The sequence below is a fragment of the Thalassospira tepidiphila MCCC 1A03514 genome, assembly GCF_001662875.1.
Lineage (GTDB): Bacteria > Pseudomonadota > Alphaproteobacteria > Rhodospirillales > Thalassospiraceae > Thalassospira > Thalassospira tepidiphila.
In genome coordinates this window covers 86,296-102,691 of the sequence record NZ_JPVZ01000003.1, presented here as the reverse complement: position 1 = coordinate 102,691, position 16,396 = coordinate 86,296, and the positions used below count along the sequence as shown (strand labels likewise).

General features: G+C 55.3%; 15 protein-coding genes. 11 read left to right on the top strand and 4 right to left on the bottom strand.

The window, feature by feature from the left end; translation table 11 throughout:
• Window positions 1-113: 113 nt before the first annotated feature.
• Both aspS and TH4_RS07690 read right to left on the bottom strand, forming a co-directional pair.
• Window positions 114-1,901, bottom strand: coding sequence for an aspartate--tRNA ligase (gene aspS, locus TH4_RS07695; RefSeq protein ID WP_064781000.1), 1,788 nt, complete (start codon window positions 1,899-1,901; stop codon window positions 114-116).
• 256 nt (window positions 1,902-2,157) lie between these two features.
• Window positions 2,158-2,694, bottom strand: a complete 537-nt coding sequence (locus TH4_RS07690) for a SixA phosphatase family protein (protein ID WP_064780999.1) — start codon at window positions 2,692-2,694, stop codon at window positions 2,158-2,160.
• Window positions 2,695-2,884: 190 nt separating this feature from the next.
• Between TH4_RS07690 and TH4_RS07685 the strand changes: the two genes are divergently transcribed.
• The 4 genes from TH4_RS07685 to TH4_RS07670 all read left to right on the top strand — a co-directional run bounded on the left by TH4_RS07685 (window position 2,885) and on the right by TH4_RS07670 (window position 7,941).
• On the top strand, window positions 2,885-5,032 hold the full coding sequence (locus TH4_RS07685; protein WP_008891271.1) for an RNA degradosome polyphosphate kinase: 2,148 nt from the start codon (window positions 2,885-2,887) through the stop codon (window positions 5,030-5,032).
• 26 nt (window positions 5,033-5,058) lie between these two features.
• Entirely contained in the window at window positions 5,059-6,540 is a 1,482-nt protein-coding gene (gene ppx / locus TH4_RS07680; RefSeq protein WP_064780572.1) for an exopolyphosphatase, read from the top strand.
• Between the two features lie 97 nt (window positions 6,541-6,637).
• Window positions 6,638-6,979 (top strand): hypothetical protein, encoded by a 342-nt coding sequence (locus TH4_RS20860; protein WP_245227782.1) that lies wholly within the window; start codon window positions 6,638-6,640, stop codon window positions 6,977-6,979.
• On the top strand, window positions 6,979-7,941 hold the full coding sequence (locus TH4_RS07670) for a DUF1835 domain-containing protein (protein WP_064780570.1): 963 nt from the start codon (window positions 6,979-6,981) through the stop codon (window positions 7,939-7,941). The genes TH4_RS20860 and TH4_RS07670 overlap by 1 nt, the downstream gene beginning before the upstream one ends.
• Window positions 7,942-7,968: 27 nt before the next feature.
• On the opposite strand, the gene TH4_RS07665 is transcribed toward TH4_RS07670, so the two are convergent.
• A complete protein-coding gene (locus tag TH4_RS07665; protein WP_157097721.1) occupies window positions 7,969-9,129 on the bottom strand; it encodes an NAD-dependent epimerase/dehydratase family protein in 1,161 nt (386 codons plus the stop codon).
• 163 nt (window positions 9,130-9,292) lie between these two features.
• On the opposite strand from TH4_RS07665, the gene TH4_RS07655 reads away from it, so the two are divergent.
• From TH4_RS07655 to TH4_RS07635, 5 genes are all read left to right on the top strand, one after another.
• Entirely contained in the window at window positions 9,293-10,186 is an 894-nt protein-coding gene (locus TH4_RS07655; RefSeq protein ID WP_064780567.1) for a glycosyltransferase family 2 protein, read from the top strand.
• A gap of 42 nt (window positions 10,187-10,228) precedes the next feature.
• Complete coding sequence (rfbF, locus tag TH4_RS07650; protein ID WP_064780566.1) at window positions 10,229-10,999, top strand: glucose-1-phosphate cytidylyltransferase; 771 nt, start codon at window positions 10,229-10,231, stop codon at window positions 10,997-10,999.
• A gap of 78 nt (window positions 11,000-11,077) precedes the next feature.
• Entirely contained in the window at window positions 11,078-12,310 is a 1,233-nt protein-coding gene (locus TH4_RS07645) for a class I SAM-dependent methyltransferase (protein WP_064780565.1), read from the top strand.
• Entirely contained in the window at window positions 12,307-12,843 is a 537-nt protein-coding gene (gene rfbC / locus TH4_RS07640) for a dTDP-4-dehydrorhamnose 3,5-epimerase (RefSeq protein WP_064780564.1), read from the top strand. Before TH4_RS07645 ends, rfbC begins: the two co-directional genes overlap by 4 nt.
• Complete coding sequence (locus TH4_RS07635; protein WP_064780563.1) at window positions 12,840-13,745, top strand: NAD-dependent epimerase/dehydratase family protein; 906 nt, start codon at window positions 12,840-12,842, stop codon at window positions 13,743-13,745. The genes rfbC and TH4_RS07635 overlap by 4 nt, the downstream gene beginning before the upstream one ends.
• Window positions 13,746-13,768: 23 nt before the next feature.
• Here the strand turns inward: TH4_RS07635 and TH4_RS07630 are convergent, their stop codons facing one another.
• A complete protein-coding gene (locus TH4_RS07630) occupies window positions 13,769-14,683 on the bottom strand; it encodes a LysR family transcriptional regulator (RefSeq protein ID WP_064780562.1) in 915 nt (304 codons plus the stop codon).
• Between the two features lie 101 nt (window positions 14,684-14,784).
• Here TH4_RS07630 and TH4_RS07625 point away from each other — a divergent pair, with 101 nt between their 5' ends.
• Entirely contained in the window at window positions 14,785-15,648 is an 864-nt protein-coding gene (locus TH4_RS07625; RefSeq protein ID WP_064780561.1) for an SDR family oxidoreductase, read from the top strand.
• A complete protein-coding gene (locus TH4_RS07620) occupies window positions 15,645-16,100 on the top strand; it encodes a nuclear transport factor 2 family protein (RefSeq protein ID WP_064780560.1) in 456 nt (151 codons plus the stop codon). The genes TH4_RS07625 and TH4_RS07620 overlap by 4 nt, the downstream gene beginning before the upstream one ends.
• The last annotated feature ends 296 nt before the right edge of the window (window positions 16,101-16,396 follow it).

Genomic DNA, 16,396 nt, shown 5'->3' with positions numbered 1-16,396 from the left:
CAATGGCGGTTAATATTAGGTAACGATTGCCAATAGATTCCCCCAAAAGAAAACGGCCCGGAAAGCTCCGGGCCGTCTGTATCTTCAGTATTTCGGGCAAGGCCCCAAACACATCAGTCTTTTTTCGCTTTCGGCGGCAGCTGCACACGCAGGTGCAATTCTTTCAGCTGCCTGTCATCGACTTCTGCCGGCGCATTCATCATCAGATCCTGTGCCTGCTGGTTCAGCGGGAAGGCAATGACTTCGCGAATGTTCGGCTCATCAGCCAGCAACATGACGATACGGTCAACACCCGGGGCCGAACCACCGTGCGGCGGGGCGCCGAATTTGAACGCGTTGATCATGCCGCCAAAGCGGTCATCGACAACGTCCTTGCCATAACCGGCAATTTCAAACGCCTTGTACATGATGTCCGGGCGATGGTTACGAATGGCACCCGATGACAGCTCGATACCGTTACAAACGATGTCATACTGCCACGCCTTGATATCAAGCGGGTTCATGTTTTCAAGCGACTCAAGACCACCTTGGGGCATCGAGAACGGGTTGTGGCTGAATTCGATCTTGCCGTCGTCGTCTTCCTCATACATCGGGAAGTCAACAATCCAGCAGAACTTGAACATGCCTTCTTCGCGCAGTTCCAGCTCGTCACAAACCTTGTCACGGACCTTACCGGCGAACTTGGCAGCGGCCAGTTCCTTGTCACAGGCAAAGAACACCGCATCGCCATTGGCAACGCCGGTAATTTCCTTGATCTGTGCAATACGCTCGGCATCGAGGTTCTTGGCAATCGGGCCTTTTGCTTCGCCGTCTTCGCCGTAAACGATGTAACCAAGACCAGCCGCACCTTCATCACGCGCCCAGTTATTGAGCTTGTCAAAGAAGCTGCGCGGGCGCGATGCGGCACCGGTTGCCGGGATCGCACGAACAACCGAACCTTTTTCAATGTTCGATGCAAAGATGCCAAAGCTCGACCCACGGAACGGCTCGGTAACGTCCGAAATGATCAGCGGGTTACGCAGGTCCGGCTTGTCGGATCCATATTTCGCCATCGATTCATCAAACGGAATGCGCGGGAACGGATACGGGGTCACATCACGACCACCGCCGAACTCGACAAAGATGTCATGCAGAACCGGCTCGATTGCGGCAAACACGTCGTCCTGGGTGGCAAAGGCCATCTCGAAATCGAGCTGGTAAAACTCACCCGGCGAACGGTCGGCACGTGCGTCTTCATCGCGGAAGCACGGTGCAATCTGGAAATATTTGTCAAAGCCCGAAACCATCAGCAGCTGCTTGAACTGCTGCGGTGCCTGCGGCAGGGCATAAAACTTGCCCGGATGCATACGCGACGGCACCAGGAAGTCGCGTGCGCCTTCCGGCGAACTTGCGGTCAGGATCGGCGTCTGGATTTCAAGGAAGCCCTGTGCGGTCATTTTCTGACGCATGGCCGAAATCACCTGCGAACGCAGAACGATGTTCTTGTGCACGCTCTCGCGACGCAGATCGAGATAACGGTGACGCAGGCGAACTTCCTCGCCGTATTCGACATCGCCAAACACCGGCATCGGCAGAACTTCGGCCGAAGACTGAACTTCGATGTTGGACGCATAAACTTCGATCTCGCCGGTCGGCAGGTTCGGGTTGATGGTCTCGGCCGTACGTTTGACAACCTTGCCATCGACCGTGATCACGCTTTCGGCGCGCGCTTTATCAAGCGTCTCGAACAGCGGGCTCGAAATATCGATCACGACCTGGGTGATGCCGTAATGGTCGCGCAGGTCAACGAACAGAAGGTTGCCGTGGTCACGTTTACGGTGAATCCAGCCAGACAGGCGAACTTCCGCATCGGCGTCAGTCGCGCGCAGCGCATTACAGTTATGAGAGCGAAAAGGATGCATTGTCATTCCAGGTTGCTTTGTATTTTGGGCCGCAAATTTGGCCGCAAAGGTGCATGCCAGACCCGCGCTGTCAAACAAAAAACGCACCACAACATGCCCGCCAACCAGTGATTCATGGCGCTTATGTGTGATGTTCCCCTGCCCGACGGGCGCGGTATCTCAAAATTTCAGCGGTATAAAACGCGCAGACAGGCCCTTCGTCAAGTGCCAGTAATGCAGAGCAGCTAACGCAGACCAGCTAATGCAGATCAGCAAATCATTCCGCGCTGATCTTGATGGCCTGAAGATCCTTGACTTTGATAAAGTCGATCAGCCGTCCACTGCCCGGTGTGATTTCACCCCAGTGATCAACATCGAACTCGAAATGCGCAAGCCCGCAGGTCGGATATTTGCGCGCCATGATCTCGCGGGCCTCAATATTGCCACCGCCATAAAGGGACTGGGCAAAAATCTCGATCCCCGGATTATGGCCGATGAACATCACATGCTTGGCGTCTTCATGGGTGTGATGCAGGTTTTCAAGCAACACCCGCTCGCTGGCCATATACAGGTCTTCGTTATAGATCACGTCGGCATCGGTTGCGAAATCCCGCCCCAACAGGCCAAGCGTCTGTACCGCACGTGCCGCCGTCGAACACCAGATCAGGTCCGGCACCAGTTCATGCTGACGCAGATAGCGGCCCATAAAGGGTGCTGCCTTTTCACCACGACGGTTCAGTTCGCGGTCATGGTCGGCCCGACCCGGATCCGCCCAGCTTGATTTGGCATGCCGAAGCAGCAGCAACGTCTTCATATCTTCGTTTCGCGAATGATGATCAACGGTGTACCTGCATGCCATATCGAAGGCTTTGATGCCATCAGAAAAACTGACACATAAATTTAAGAAAATTGCACCCACCCAAGCAGTTATCCTATACTCCATTTGCAACCGGGAACTGTCGCATAAGTTCAAGGACGTTCCCTCAATCCGCAGGAGGCATAGCGTGACACACGCCGCTGCAGTTCAGTCAAGCGCGATCACCATTGATTCGGAAAGCCGCTTCATTAACCGCGAATTATCGTGGCTGGCATTCAACAATCGCGTTCTTGAAGAGGCCCAGAATACCGGCCACCCGCTGCTTGAAAGACTGCGTTTCCTGTCGATTTCGGCCAGCAACCTTGATGAATTCTATATGGTCCGCGTCGCCGGCCTCGTTGGTCAGGTCCGGGCTGGCATGACCAAGGTCAGTCAGGATGGCATGAGCCCGTCCGAACAGCTGCGCGCCATTACCTTTGATGCCAACCAGTTGATGCAGGACCAGCAACGCGTCTGGCGCCAGCTCAGCAGCGAGATGGAAAAACAGGGCATCTCGGTCATTGATCAGGGCGACCTGACCCAGACCGACCGCAAATGGCTTGATGGCTATTTCACGCGCGAAATCTTCCCGACGCTGACGCCGCTTGCCATCGATCCGTCGCACCCCTTCCCGTTCATCCCCAACCTTGGCTTTGCCATCGTCATGCAGCTGTTTGATCCAGCAGACGGGCACAACATGCGCGGGCTTATTCCGGTACCGCAAAAAATCGGCCGGTTCCTGCGCCTGCCGGGCCGCAATGAACGTTATCTTCCGGTCGAACAGGCGATCTTGCTGTATCTTGGCAAGCTGTTCCCGGGCTTTGATATGATCGAACACGGTTTCTTCCGCGTCATCCGGGACTCGGACGTTGAAATCGAAGAAGAAGCCGAAGATCTGGTGCGCGTTTTCAAAACCGCACTGAAACGTCGCCGTCGCGGCAGCATCATCCGCCTCAAGGTCAACGCGGCGATGCCCGAAGACCTGCTTGATTTTGTCATCGATGAACTTGATGTCGCGCTCGAAGAAGTCGTTAAGGTCGATGGCCTGCTCGGCGTTGTTGATGTCAAACAGCTGATCGATTCCGATCTGCATCATGACTTGCTGTTTTCGCCCTATGCCGCACGTTATCCGGAACGGGTGCGTGACTTTGGCGGCGATTGCTTTGCCGCGATCAGCAAAAAGGATCTGGTGGTTCATCACCCGTTCGAAGATTTCGACGTGGTGGTGCAGTTCCTGCTTCAGGCCGCCCGTGACCCCGATGTGGTCACCATCAAACAGACGCTGTATCGCACCTCGGAAAACAGCCCGATCGTCAAGGCCCTGATTGCCGCGGCCGAGGCTGGCAAATCCGTTACCGCCATGGTCGAACTCAAGGCCCGCTTTGACGAAGAAGCCAACCTGCGCTGGGCGGCTGACCTTGAACGTGCGGGCTGTCAGGTGGTCTACGGCTTCCTTGATTGGAAAACGCACGCCAAGGTGTCGCTGGTGGTCCGCCGTGAAACTCACGGCCTTAAGACCTATACCCACTTCGGGACCGGCAACTATCACCCGATCACTGCCAAATTCTATACCGACATCTCGTTCTTCTCGTGCGATCCGGCACTCGGGCGTGATGCGGCCAGCATCTTTAATTTCATGACCGGCTATGCCACCCCGCGCTCGCTTGAAAAAATCGCGATTGCACCGCATACCCTGCGCCCGACCCTGCTCACCCACATCGATCAGGAGATCGAGAACTGCAAGGCCGGCAAGCCATCTGGCATCTGGGCCAAGATGAACAGCCTGGTCGATCCGGTGGTGATCGATGCGCTTTATCGCGCAAGTCAGGTCGGCGTTCATATCGAATTGATCGTGCGCGGCATTTGCTGCCTGCGTCCGGGGGTTCCGGGCCTTTCGGAAAATATCCGCGTCAAATCGATCGTCGGCCGGTTCCTTGAACATTCGCGCATTGTTGTCTTTGCCAACGGGGCAAAACTCCCCTCGCGCAAGGCCAAGGCGTTTATCTCCTCGGCCGACTGGATGCCGCGTAACCTGAACCGCCGTGTTGAAACCCTGGTTCCGGTTGAAAATCCGACCTGTCAGCAACAGATTGTTGAACAGATCATGATCGCCAACCTGAAAGACACTGCACAGGCATGGCATCTGCAGCCGGACGGCTCCTATGAACGCTGCGAGGCAGGTGAAAATGCATTCTCGTCGCACAAATATTTCATGACCAACCCGTCACTTTCGGGCCGCGGAAGTGCGCTGGATCAAGCCGACCCGAATGTTCCCGTGCTACAGCTTGACGACTAAAGACGACCAACAGGTGCCAACATCTTATGCTGACTGACCAACGGGCTTCCAACCGCATCGCGATCATAGATGTTGGCTCCAACTCTGTGCGGCTTGTCATTTTTGATGGCATGACCCGCGCACCGATGCCGATCTTCAATGAAAAGGTCATGTGCGGCCTTGGCCGTGACCCGGAAAACACCGGCAAGCTTAACCCGGAGGGGGTGGAGCTTGCCGTGGTCGCCATGCACCGCTTTGCGAAACTGTTGCGTGCGATGAAAGTCACCCATGTCGATGTGCTCGCAACCGCTGCTGTGCGCGCTGCCAGCGACGGCAAGGAATTCTGTGATCGCGTGGCATCGGAAACCGGCCTGACGGTCAAGGTGATTGACGGCCTTGAAGAAGCCCGCCTGTCGGCCCTTGGCATCATATCCGGTGATCCGATGGCATCGGGCATCATGGGCGATATCGGCGGCGGATCGCTGGAACTGGTTTTACTTGATCAGGGCGAGATCAAAAAACGTGTCAGCCTGCCTTTGGGTGCGATGCGCCTGCATACGGTGTTTGGCTCTGACCGGGCCCGCCTGACGGCTGAAATCAATCAGCACCTTGATACGGTCGATTGGCTGGCTGAGGGCAAAGGCCAACAGCTTTATGCCGTTGGCGGTTCCTGGCGCTCAATCGCCAAGCTGTTCATTGCCCAGGAAAACTATCCGATTTCGGTGGTGCATAATCTTGCCATGCCGCAGTCGGAAATGGCCGAACTGACCCACATCATTTCCCAGCAAAGCCGGGTATCGCTTGAAAAGATCGGCGGTGTGTCCAAACGCCGTATCGACAGCCTGCCGCATGCATCGCTTGTCATGAACATGCTGATGACCCGCATGAAGCCAAAGGAAGTTGTCTTTTCCGGCCATGGGCTTCGCGAAGGCTGGATGTATGAAGTCCTGCCCGAAGATCTGCGTCAACGCGACCCGGTGCTTGAAGCCTGCTTTAGCTTTGCTGAAGACGGCGAACGTTTCCATCAGCACGGCGAAGAAGTCGCGCAATGGTGCGCGCCGATCTTCTCGGAACTGCCGGTCAATATCGAACGGCTGCGTTTGGCGGCCTGCATCATCGGGGATATCGGCTGGAACGAACATCCCGATTACCGCGCAGAGCAAAGCTATAACCGCATTCTGCGTCATCCCTATATCGACCTTAATCACCATGACCGGGTGTTCCTCGCCTACACCATCGGCTCGCGCTATACCGGCAATTTCAAGGGCGACGAAGCCAGCGACCGCATCCTCAGCGACGAGGACCGCCTGACGGGCCGTTTGTTTGGCCATGTCATTCGCTTGGGTCATACGCTGTCTGGCGGGGTCGAAGGCATCCTGCCGCAAACGCAATTGCTGCTCGAAGAAGGCAAGCTGATCTTGCAATTCGAAAAGCAGGCATCGGCCCTGTACGGCGAAGTCGTCGAACAGCGCCTGTCGAAACTGGCCAAGCTGATGAACCGCGAAAGTGTTGTCCGCCTCGCCGAATAGCGCCCAAACGCGCACAATCAGACCGCGCATTTTATTGACGCCCCACACCAAAACCGGCACCATCAACGATCTCTTTTCTGATCAGGAGTGCCGTGTCATGACCGACACCAAACAGCCATCCGATCACACCGCGCGTGACATCGTGGGTGCACTGGCGCACATGTCGTTTCAAACGCTTTGTCAGGAAATAACCGTTCTGCCAGATACCGACGACGACATTGAAAAGCTTCGCGCAGCGGCCCGCGATGATGAGAAATCACTGATTGACCTTCTGATTGCACTGCGGTCTGCCCGCCTTGGCGACATTGCGCCCTTGTTTGCCAATCCGGACGACGATCCGGCCAATGCCAAAATCGCCGCATCCGATGTGCCCGACAACATGCTCTCATTGCTGAGTGCCCTTCGGGCGAGCTCAGGCGTCCCGATCCCGGGCGAATAATGAAACCGCTCGACACCCAAGCCACGCTGCATGTCCGTTGCGGATCCGATATCCGCGATGGCCTCAAGCAGGCAGGCTTCATCGGCGATTTTCTGGAATTCTCCGATCCGTTTTGTCAGGGCCCGGTGCCCGATCTGCCACGCGATGCCTTCATCGAAACCCGTGCGGCCTTTATTGCCGGTGCTTACGACCTGCCAAGTGATGCAGCACTTGAACGCCTCAGGCGAGAATATGATGCGCTGGGTCGCCTTGGGCAGTATGACCATGTCGTGCTCTGGTTCGAACATGACAGCTACGATCAGCTGATCCTGGCCTTCCTGATGGATGCCATCGCCACCATCCAGCCCGAAACCAATATCGACGTCATCTCTGTCAATCACGCGCCCGCATCCGAAACCATCGAACGCTTCATCGGCCTTGGTCAACTCTCCCTCGATGGTCTGATCTGGTGCTGGAACACTCAACGCACGCCACTTAACAGCGACATGATGACATTTGGCAGCAAAGTCTGGAAGGCAGTCCGCCAAGACACCCCGAAAGACCTCAAAACGCTTGCGGAACCCGGCAATGCACCCCTGCCCCACATGCCAGAGGCCGTCAAACGCCACCTCGCCGAACTGCCCGATCCGCAAACTGGCCTGAGCCTGACCCAAAAACTCACCCTGCAAATCATCAAAGACTACAGCCCGCTCCCCGTCGGCAAGGTCTTTGGCCACCTGATGCAAAGCGTTGATCCGCTGCCCTATCTCGGCGATCTGATGTTCTGGTCAGAAATCCAATGGATGATGGACTGCCAAGACCCGCTATTCACCCTGACGCCCGCCGCGCCCAAAACCAACTGGGCCGAACGCACCATCACACTCACCAACACCGGCCACGAAACCCTGACCGGCAAACGTAATTTCCTCGATAACTTTACCGGCGTTCGTTGGGTCGGAGGCATAAGAATCAGCCCGCTATAAGCGGACTGGTTCGTCGACTCTTACGGTTTAAGCGTTCCAGAAAAGATCCGCGTTCACGTTCTGGTTTTCCACCAGATACTTAAGCTGCTCAAGACGAATGTGCTTTCTACCAAACAGGTCTTCTGCTTTCGCTTTTTCCGCTTTCAGGCGCTCAGCAACCTGCGCAGCCCCCTTTTCTGCATTCCATTTGAAACCGATATTCGGAAGCACACTATGAAGCTTGTCAAATGACACGCGGTAGCTGCGTGCATCCGCCTGCGCGTCATCGGAATAAGTCAGATCACAACCCGGAACGACTTTCTGAACGGTTCTGGCAATATCAATAACCTGATAATTCTGCTCGTTGGTGCCAACGTTAAAGGCTTCCCCACTCACAAGGTTGGCTGGTGCGGTCAGAACTGCTTCAAAACTCGCGCTCATGTCTTCGACATGCAAAAGCGGGCGCCATGCAGATCCATCAGACAAAAGCTTCACCTCTCCAGAAACAATCGCACGGGCTGTCAGGTTATTCAGGACAACATCAATACGAATACGCGGGGAGTCACCATAACACGTCGCATTGCGCATGAAGACTGGCTCGAAGTTCTCGTCTTTCATCGCAAGCAAGGCGTTTTCACAATCAATTTTGCTTTTCGCATAAGGCGTCAGAGGAAGCGTTGGCGATGTTTCATCGACCGGCTTTGAAACATCAGCAGCACCGTAAAGCGAACAAGAAGACGCAAACACAAAACGTTTGATGCCATGCTTCTTGGCTATCTCGGCCAATTTCATGGTTGCCTTGAAATTGATATCGTCAGTCAACTCCGGCGCAAAATCACCCAGCGGGTCATTGCTGAGCGCAGCCAGATGAATGATGGCTTCAACGCCTTCGATATCCTTTTCCTGCACATTTCGCATATCAACGGTTCTGACTTCATCCACGGATGGCGGCGTCCAAAGGTCGAGACCATTGAAATAGCCTGTATCAAGACCGATGACAGAATGGCCGCGGGACTTGAGATACCCGGACATGACACTTCCGACATAGCCCTGATAACCGGTCAATAATACTTTCATAAAAAGTCTTTCTGTTGATATGCGTGTTAAGGAGTTCGTTTTGCGGCACAACCACCCGCATCCGCAAAGCGAACAAGCAATATTTTTCCTGCCGCATTTTCTAAATCCTCGCGGAAATGCTTTCAACAGCAAAACAGCAAACACCCTTATAAGCGCACTAAAACTTCTGAGCTTTTTAAGGCGCGGGAATGCCCACGATTATTTTCAACTTGGCCGGAATCTGTCGTTGGACATTATGTTCGGATTGAGTATGTTCAGCCCCACACGGGACATGGATTTTCTGCAGGAAAAATAAATGACGACGAGAACAACAGTTATCACGATCACCCATAACGGGGGGCTCGTTATTGGCGGGCTGTTGAAATCGCTTCCTGCCGACCTGCCACTGATTGTCATCGATAACGCTTCCGAGGACGATACGCTTGATATCGTCACCAATTTGCGCCCGGATGCCAAAATCATCCGCAATCGCGTTGGCCTTGGCTATGGAACCGCTGCGAGTCAGGGTCTTGAGATTGTCGAAACCGAATTTGCCCTGCTGGCCAATCCGGACTCTTTGATGACCGGTGATGCCATTGACGCACTTGTCGCCGCCGCGGACCAATACCCAGATGCTGCGATGTTCGGCCCACTGCATAAGGATGGCAACGGCGATATCGAACCCAGCCATGATGTCGAACTCTGGAAACGTCGCGATTATGGCCGACTTGCCTATGATTGCGTGCCCGAAGGGCCGCTCTGCGTCGAATTCCTATCCGGCGCGGTCAATCTGGTCCGCATGGACGTCATGCGTCAGGTTGGTTTCTATGATCCGGAAATTTTTCTTTATTTCGACGATGACGACATGTGCGCACGCATGCTCCGTGCCGGGCATGGCATGATCCTTGTTGCTGATTCAGTTGTCATGCATCTCAATGGGGGGTCAGTTCGCCCCAACCGTGCTTATTACTGGGAAAAGTTCTGGCACCTTGCATGGTCACGCATATACTTTGAACGCAAATATAAGGGCCGTTTGGCGGCGATATGTCTTGGTCTGAAACACACTGTGCGATTTGGCTGGAAGGCCCTCTTGTATGGGATCACCCTGCAACGCAAAAAGGGCTGGCGTGATCTTGCAAGATTTTTTGGCTCGCTTGGCGCGTTGATCGGTCTGCGGGCCTCAAAACAGCCGCGCGCGACACAGCGTTAAGGCCTCTGAAAGCAAACCCTGAGTGAGTGGAATTCTTTTCAAATGAAGGCAGTAATTCTTGCAGGCGGATATGGCAGCCGACTGAGTGAAGAAACATCGGTCAGACCAAAGCCGATGGTCGAAATTGGTGGCAAGCCGATCCTGTGGCACCTGATGAAGATTTACGCGGCACACGGGGTGAATGAATTCGTGATCTGCCTTGGCTACAAGGGCTATGTGATCAAGGAATATTTCGCCAACTACTTCCTGCATCATGCCGACGTCACCATTGATATGGCGACCAATCAGCTCGAATACCACAATGCCAATGCAGAACCCTGGAAAATAACGCTGGTCGATACCGGCCTGAACAGCATGACAGGCGGCCGTATCAAGCGTGTCGTTGACCATCTTGATGATAATGCGCCCTTCTGCCTGACCTACGGCGACGGGCTCGGCAATGTTGATATCACCGCCAGTATCGACTTCCACAAAAAACAGGGCCGCAAGGCAACCATGACGGTGGTCTCACCTCCGGGCCGCTTCGGTGCGACGGTCCTTGATGGCGATCGCGTCACCTCTTTTCAGGAGAAGCCGCTTGGCGATGGTGCTCGCATCAATGCTGGCTTCTTCGTCTGCGAAAAATCCGTGCTCAACGAAATTGCCGAAGACAAAACCGTCTGGGAAGCAGAACCGCTGCGCAACCTGTCTGATCAGGGTGAACTTTCTGCGTGGCGTCACGATGGTTTCTGGCAACCGATGGATACACTTCGCGAAAGGCATATGCTTGAAAACTTGTGGTCAGAAGGCAAAGCACCGTGGAAAGTTTGGTAAGCCAAACCCGATCACGGCTGAAATGCGCTAAATCCCGGGGCTCCAGATCGCCCCGCCTGATGTGATGATGGATACGAAATGACAACGCCAACCTGCCGCGCCTGCGGAACCGACCTGAAACACACTCTCGTTGATCTTGGCCTGAGTGCGCTTGCCAACTCCTATGTGCCGATGGATCGAGCTGATCAAAACGATCCACGCTATCCGCTGCATGCGCGTGTGTGCGGGAACTGTTTCCTGGTGCAGGTCGATGACGTTGTCCCGCCGTCTGACATCTTCAGTCATTACGCCTATTTCTCAAGCTACTCCTCAAGCTGGGTCGAGCATGCCCGCAAATACTGCGAAGCAGCAGCAGAACGGCTTGATCTTGGCAAAGACTCTTTCGTGGTCGAAGTGGCATCCAACGATGGCTATTTGCTGCAGCATTTTGTTGCCAAATCAATCCCGGTTCTGGGCGTTGAACCGGCTGCCAACATTGCCAAGGAAGCCGAGAAAAAAGGTGTTAAAAGCCTGGTGGCCTTCTTTGGCAAGGAAACGGCCGAAAAGGTCGTCGCCGAACACGGCCACGCGAACCTGACCGCCGCAAACAACGTTCTGGCCCACGTGCCCGATATCAACGATTTCGTTTCAGGCTTTGCCACTGTTCTAGCCGATGACGGGGTATCAACCTTTGAATTCCCGCATCTTCTGAACCTTCTGGAAAAGACCCAGTTCGACACCATTTACCACGAACATTTCTCCTACCTGTCGCTTTACGCGGTCGAGAAATGTTTTGAGCAAAATGGCCTTAAGGTCTTTGATGTTGAAGAACTCCCAACCCATGGCGGCAGCTTGCGCGTCTGGGCCCAGAAAACCATCGGCACCCGGCCCGAGACTGACCGCCTTGCAGCCCTTCGCGCCAAAGAGGCTGATGCTGGCATTGCGACCCTTGCCTGCTACGAGGGCTTTGACGCCAAATGCCGCAAGATCCGTGACGACCTTTTGGCGTTCCTGAAATCGGCCAAGACAGAGGGTAAAACCGTCGCCGGTTATGGCGCGGCCGCCAAGGGCAACACGCTGTTGAACTACTGCGACATTGGCACAAATCTGATTGATTTTGTGGTTGATGCCAACCCGCACAAGCAAAACACGCTCCTGCCCGGAAGCCACATCCCGGTCCACGCCCCCGACCACCTCAAGGTCGCCAAGCCGAATTATGTCCTGATCCTGCCCTGGAACCTGTCGACCGAAATCATGAAAGACATGGCGCATGTCAAGGATTGGGGCGGACAGTTCATGGTTGCCATCCCCAAGGTCGAAGTGATCGGATGAAATTTGTCGCGACAGACATAAAAGGCGTCGACCTGATCGAGCTTGAAAAGCACAGCGATGATCGCGGCTTTTTCGCGCGCTCCTTCTGCAAGCAGGAACTTGCCTCTAACGGCCATGAATTCGATATCGATCAGGCAAATCTGTCCTTTAACCATCACGCGGGCACGCTGCGCGGCATGCATTATCAGGCCGTCCCGGTTGGTGACCCAAAGATCGTGCGCTGCATTTCCGGTGCGATCTTTGATGTTGTCATTGACCTCCGCCCAAGCTCACCGACCTATTGCAAATGGGTCGGTGCCAAATTGTCGGCAGCTAACCGCAATTCCCTGATCATCCCGGCAGGCTGCGCACATGGTTTTATGACGCTTGAACCCAATACCGAGGTCCTCTATCTGATGGGCGCCCCCTTCGTGCCCGATCTCGCATCGGGCGTGCGCTGGAACGATCCCACTTTTGACATCGAATGGCCAGAAAAGCCTGCGATCATTAATGACCGCGATGCCAACTACCCAGATTACGAGCCGTCAAAATGAAGGTCCTCGTCACCGGCGCCAACGGCCTGATCGGCCCCTATGCCTGCCAAAAACTGATCTCGGCTGGCCATGATGTCATCACCTGCGGGCGCTCTGCCCTACAAGCTGGCGATCTGCCCGGGCGGCATATCGCGGGTGACCTGCTGGATGCCAGTTTTCGCAAACACCTGATCGCATCCGAACGTCCCGACGGCCTGATCCACCTGGCCTGGCAGACCACGCACGGTCATTTTTGGAACGCGCCGGATAATCCCGATTGGCGCGAAGCCAGTATCGATCTTCTTGATCGTTTCCATGATCAAGGCGGCAAGCGTGCCGTGCTCGCCGGAAGCTGTGCCGAATATGACTGGCAAGGCATTGCGGCGGGTCAGAAACTGACTGAGGATGCAACCTGCAATCCGCACACAATCTATGGTCAGGAAAAGCACAAGCTTGCCCAGCATTGTCTGGACCTGAACGCCAAGGGTGCCTCCATCGCCTGGGGACGCCTGTTCCTGCTGTGCGGCCCGAAAGAGGCCCCCGCACGGTTTGTTCCGGCCATCACACGCGCCCTTCTGGCTGGTGAAGCCGCCAAAATGAGTTCCGGCAAACAAATCCGCGATTTCATGCATGTCGCCGATGCCGGTGCCGCCTTTGCCAAGCTGATCGATCATCCCTTCACGGGCCTGATCAATATCGCATCCGGCGAAGGCCACAGCCTGCTTGAGGTAGCCGAAACCATCAAAAGCCTCATTGGCCGTGGCACCATCGCAGCGGGCAGCATTCCAGACCGCCCTGATGACCCGCCCTATCTGGTTGCGGATACCTCAACGCTTACCGAAACGGTTGGATTCAGACGCGAATTTGATCTCCAAGCGGCACTTCAAAACTGCATTGAATGGTGGCGATCCCACCCGGCTTGATTCGGGCTTTTTCAAGCGCCTCCCTACCCCAACCCGCGCGACGCCCGGAAAATCTCGCTTCGAAGCCATTTATGTGCGGCATTGGCGGCGTTGCGGACGTGCCAGTATTGGGCAAAGCCATATTCCCGGAATTCAAGCGGCAGATCGAACTGGCCAAAATCCTGCATCATGGAGCCTGCCAGGCGCGATGGCAGGGTGGCGATGATGTCAGTGCCGCGGATGAGGTTGGCGACACTGGCAAAGGTCGGCACCTGTAATACTGTGCGGCGTGATCGGCCAAGGCCACGCAGGATGTCATCAATTTCCGAACTGTCATTGGCCCCGATCATCACGCGCGCATGACTGGCTGCACAATACAGGTCCAGCGTATCGGGTGGCCCGTCGTGAAATGCCGGATCATAAAAGCACCGCATCCGTTCACGAAACAGGCCCTGGCGCGCGATATCGCCATGCTTCCCCGATTGATCAATCGTGATCGCATGATCAATCGTGCCATCGCGCAGCCATTTGACCATGCGGTCTACCCCCGGCACCGATACGACCTGAAGCCGCACATCAGCAGAACATTTTTGTAACCGCTTCATCAGGGCCGGCAAGATCACCGCCACCTCGTGATCATTGGCACCAAGCACAAAGCGGGCACCATGATCCGGGTTATTCGGATCAAACGCCACCACACGGGTCAGGCCGCGCAGGCCCTGCAACAACCCACGCACCTGCGGCGCGATTTCATCGGCATGGGCGGTTGGCGCAACCGATCTGCCTGACCGGACAAACAACGGGTCGCCAATAATCTGGCGCAACCGATCCAGCCCGTGACTGACCGTCGGCTGCCCGACATCAAGGCGGTGCGCGGCGGCTGTCACCGATCCCTCGTCATAAATCGTCAGGAACAGCCGAAGCAGGCGATAATCAAGATCCAATTCATCGATTTTCATACATAAGTATTATCATACCCATCGAATTGATCATATGCATTATTGGGTCCAGATTTCTCCCATGAACAGGCGATGCCTGAACCCTTATCGGAGAAACTGACATGACCATCCTCATCACCGGTGCCACCGGCCAACTCGGAAGCCTTGTTGTCAAACATCTGCTTGATCGCATCCCGGCAAGTGACATCGACGTCAGTGTGCGCAAGCCGGAAAAGGCCGCAGACCTGCGCGCCAAGGGCATTGATGTCCGCGCGGGCGATTTCAATGACCTTGCCCTGATGACCAAGGCGTTCGCCGGCATTGACACCGCCCTCATCATCTCGGCCGAGGACGACAACGCCACCCGCATCAAGCAACACCGCACCGCCGTCGATGCCGCCAAGGCCGCAGGTGTCAAACACATCGTCTATACCGGCATTGTCGATCCCAAGGCGGATGCCGATTTCACCTATTCGGCCATTCACCTTGATACCGAAAATTACATCCGCCAAAGCGGCCTCGCCTTCACCATTTTGCGCAACAGCTTCTATGCCGATCTTCTGCTGGCCGGTGTGCCACATGCGCTTGAAACCGGCGATTTTGGCGCCCCGGCCGGTGATGCCAAAATCACCTACATCCCGCGCAATGACCTGGCAGAGGCCGCCGCCGTGGTTCTTGCCAAGCCGTCTGACCACGTCAACAAGATCTATGACCTGACCGGGACCAAGGGCGTGACGCACGCCGAAATCGCCGGCTACATCGCGAACGCCACCGGCAAGCCGGTCAAATTCGTCGACCTGCCTGCAGAGGTCCACACCGGCATCCTGAGTGGCCTCGGCCTGCCCGATCACCTGATCGAAGCCCTTGCCGGTCTCTATGTAGGGGCGAAGAAAGGCGACTACGAAACCGTAAGCAACGATTTCGAAAAGGTTGTCGGGCGCAAGCCACAATCAGTTGAAGACTTCATCGCAAAGGCTCTGAAATGAACCGCTTTAAATCAGGACTTCTCATCCCCGTACTCGCAACCTTCCTTGCCACCATCCAACCGGCTCATGCCGGTGAGATTGAGGATCGCAACACCGCAAACGCCGTCGCCTTCTATGAAATGGTCTTTAACGAAAAGGACGTGGACGGCGCGATCACGAAATATATCGGCGACGAGTATATTCAGCATAACCCGTTTGCCGCCGATGGCATCGAAGGTTTCCGTAGTGCCATCTCTGGCTGGCTGGCGTCAGATCCCTCTATCCATGCTGATATCGTCCGCACCGTCGCCGAGGATGATCTGGTCGTGCTGCATGTCCGGTCAACCTCCGCGCAGGGCGAAAGCGCTGTGATGGACATTTTCCGCTTTGATGACAACGGCAAGGTTATCGAACATTGGGATGTCGTTCAGCCGGTTCCGGCGACATCGGCAAATAACAACACAATGTTCTAGGCCCTCAACGCCTCTCATCACATCAAGCCCCCGAAAAGGTGCTTTTCATCTGACAAAAAACGGGCCCCGAAAGGGGCCCGGCAAGTTTTCAGGGAGGCATCAGAAACGGACCAAACGGTCCCTGACCTTCAGGGGGTAAAGGTCAGCAGAGAAGAGACAAAAAGCACAGCCGTCGAGGTAATCGAAAAAGCGATATATTTGATAATCATGTTCAGGCTCCTATGCGGGGGGCGGGGGTACAGGCAAGACAGCACCGGGGACGCACCATCTTGCCTGCCAGGGGTAAGGCCCCAAGT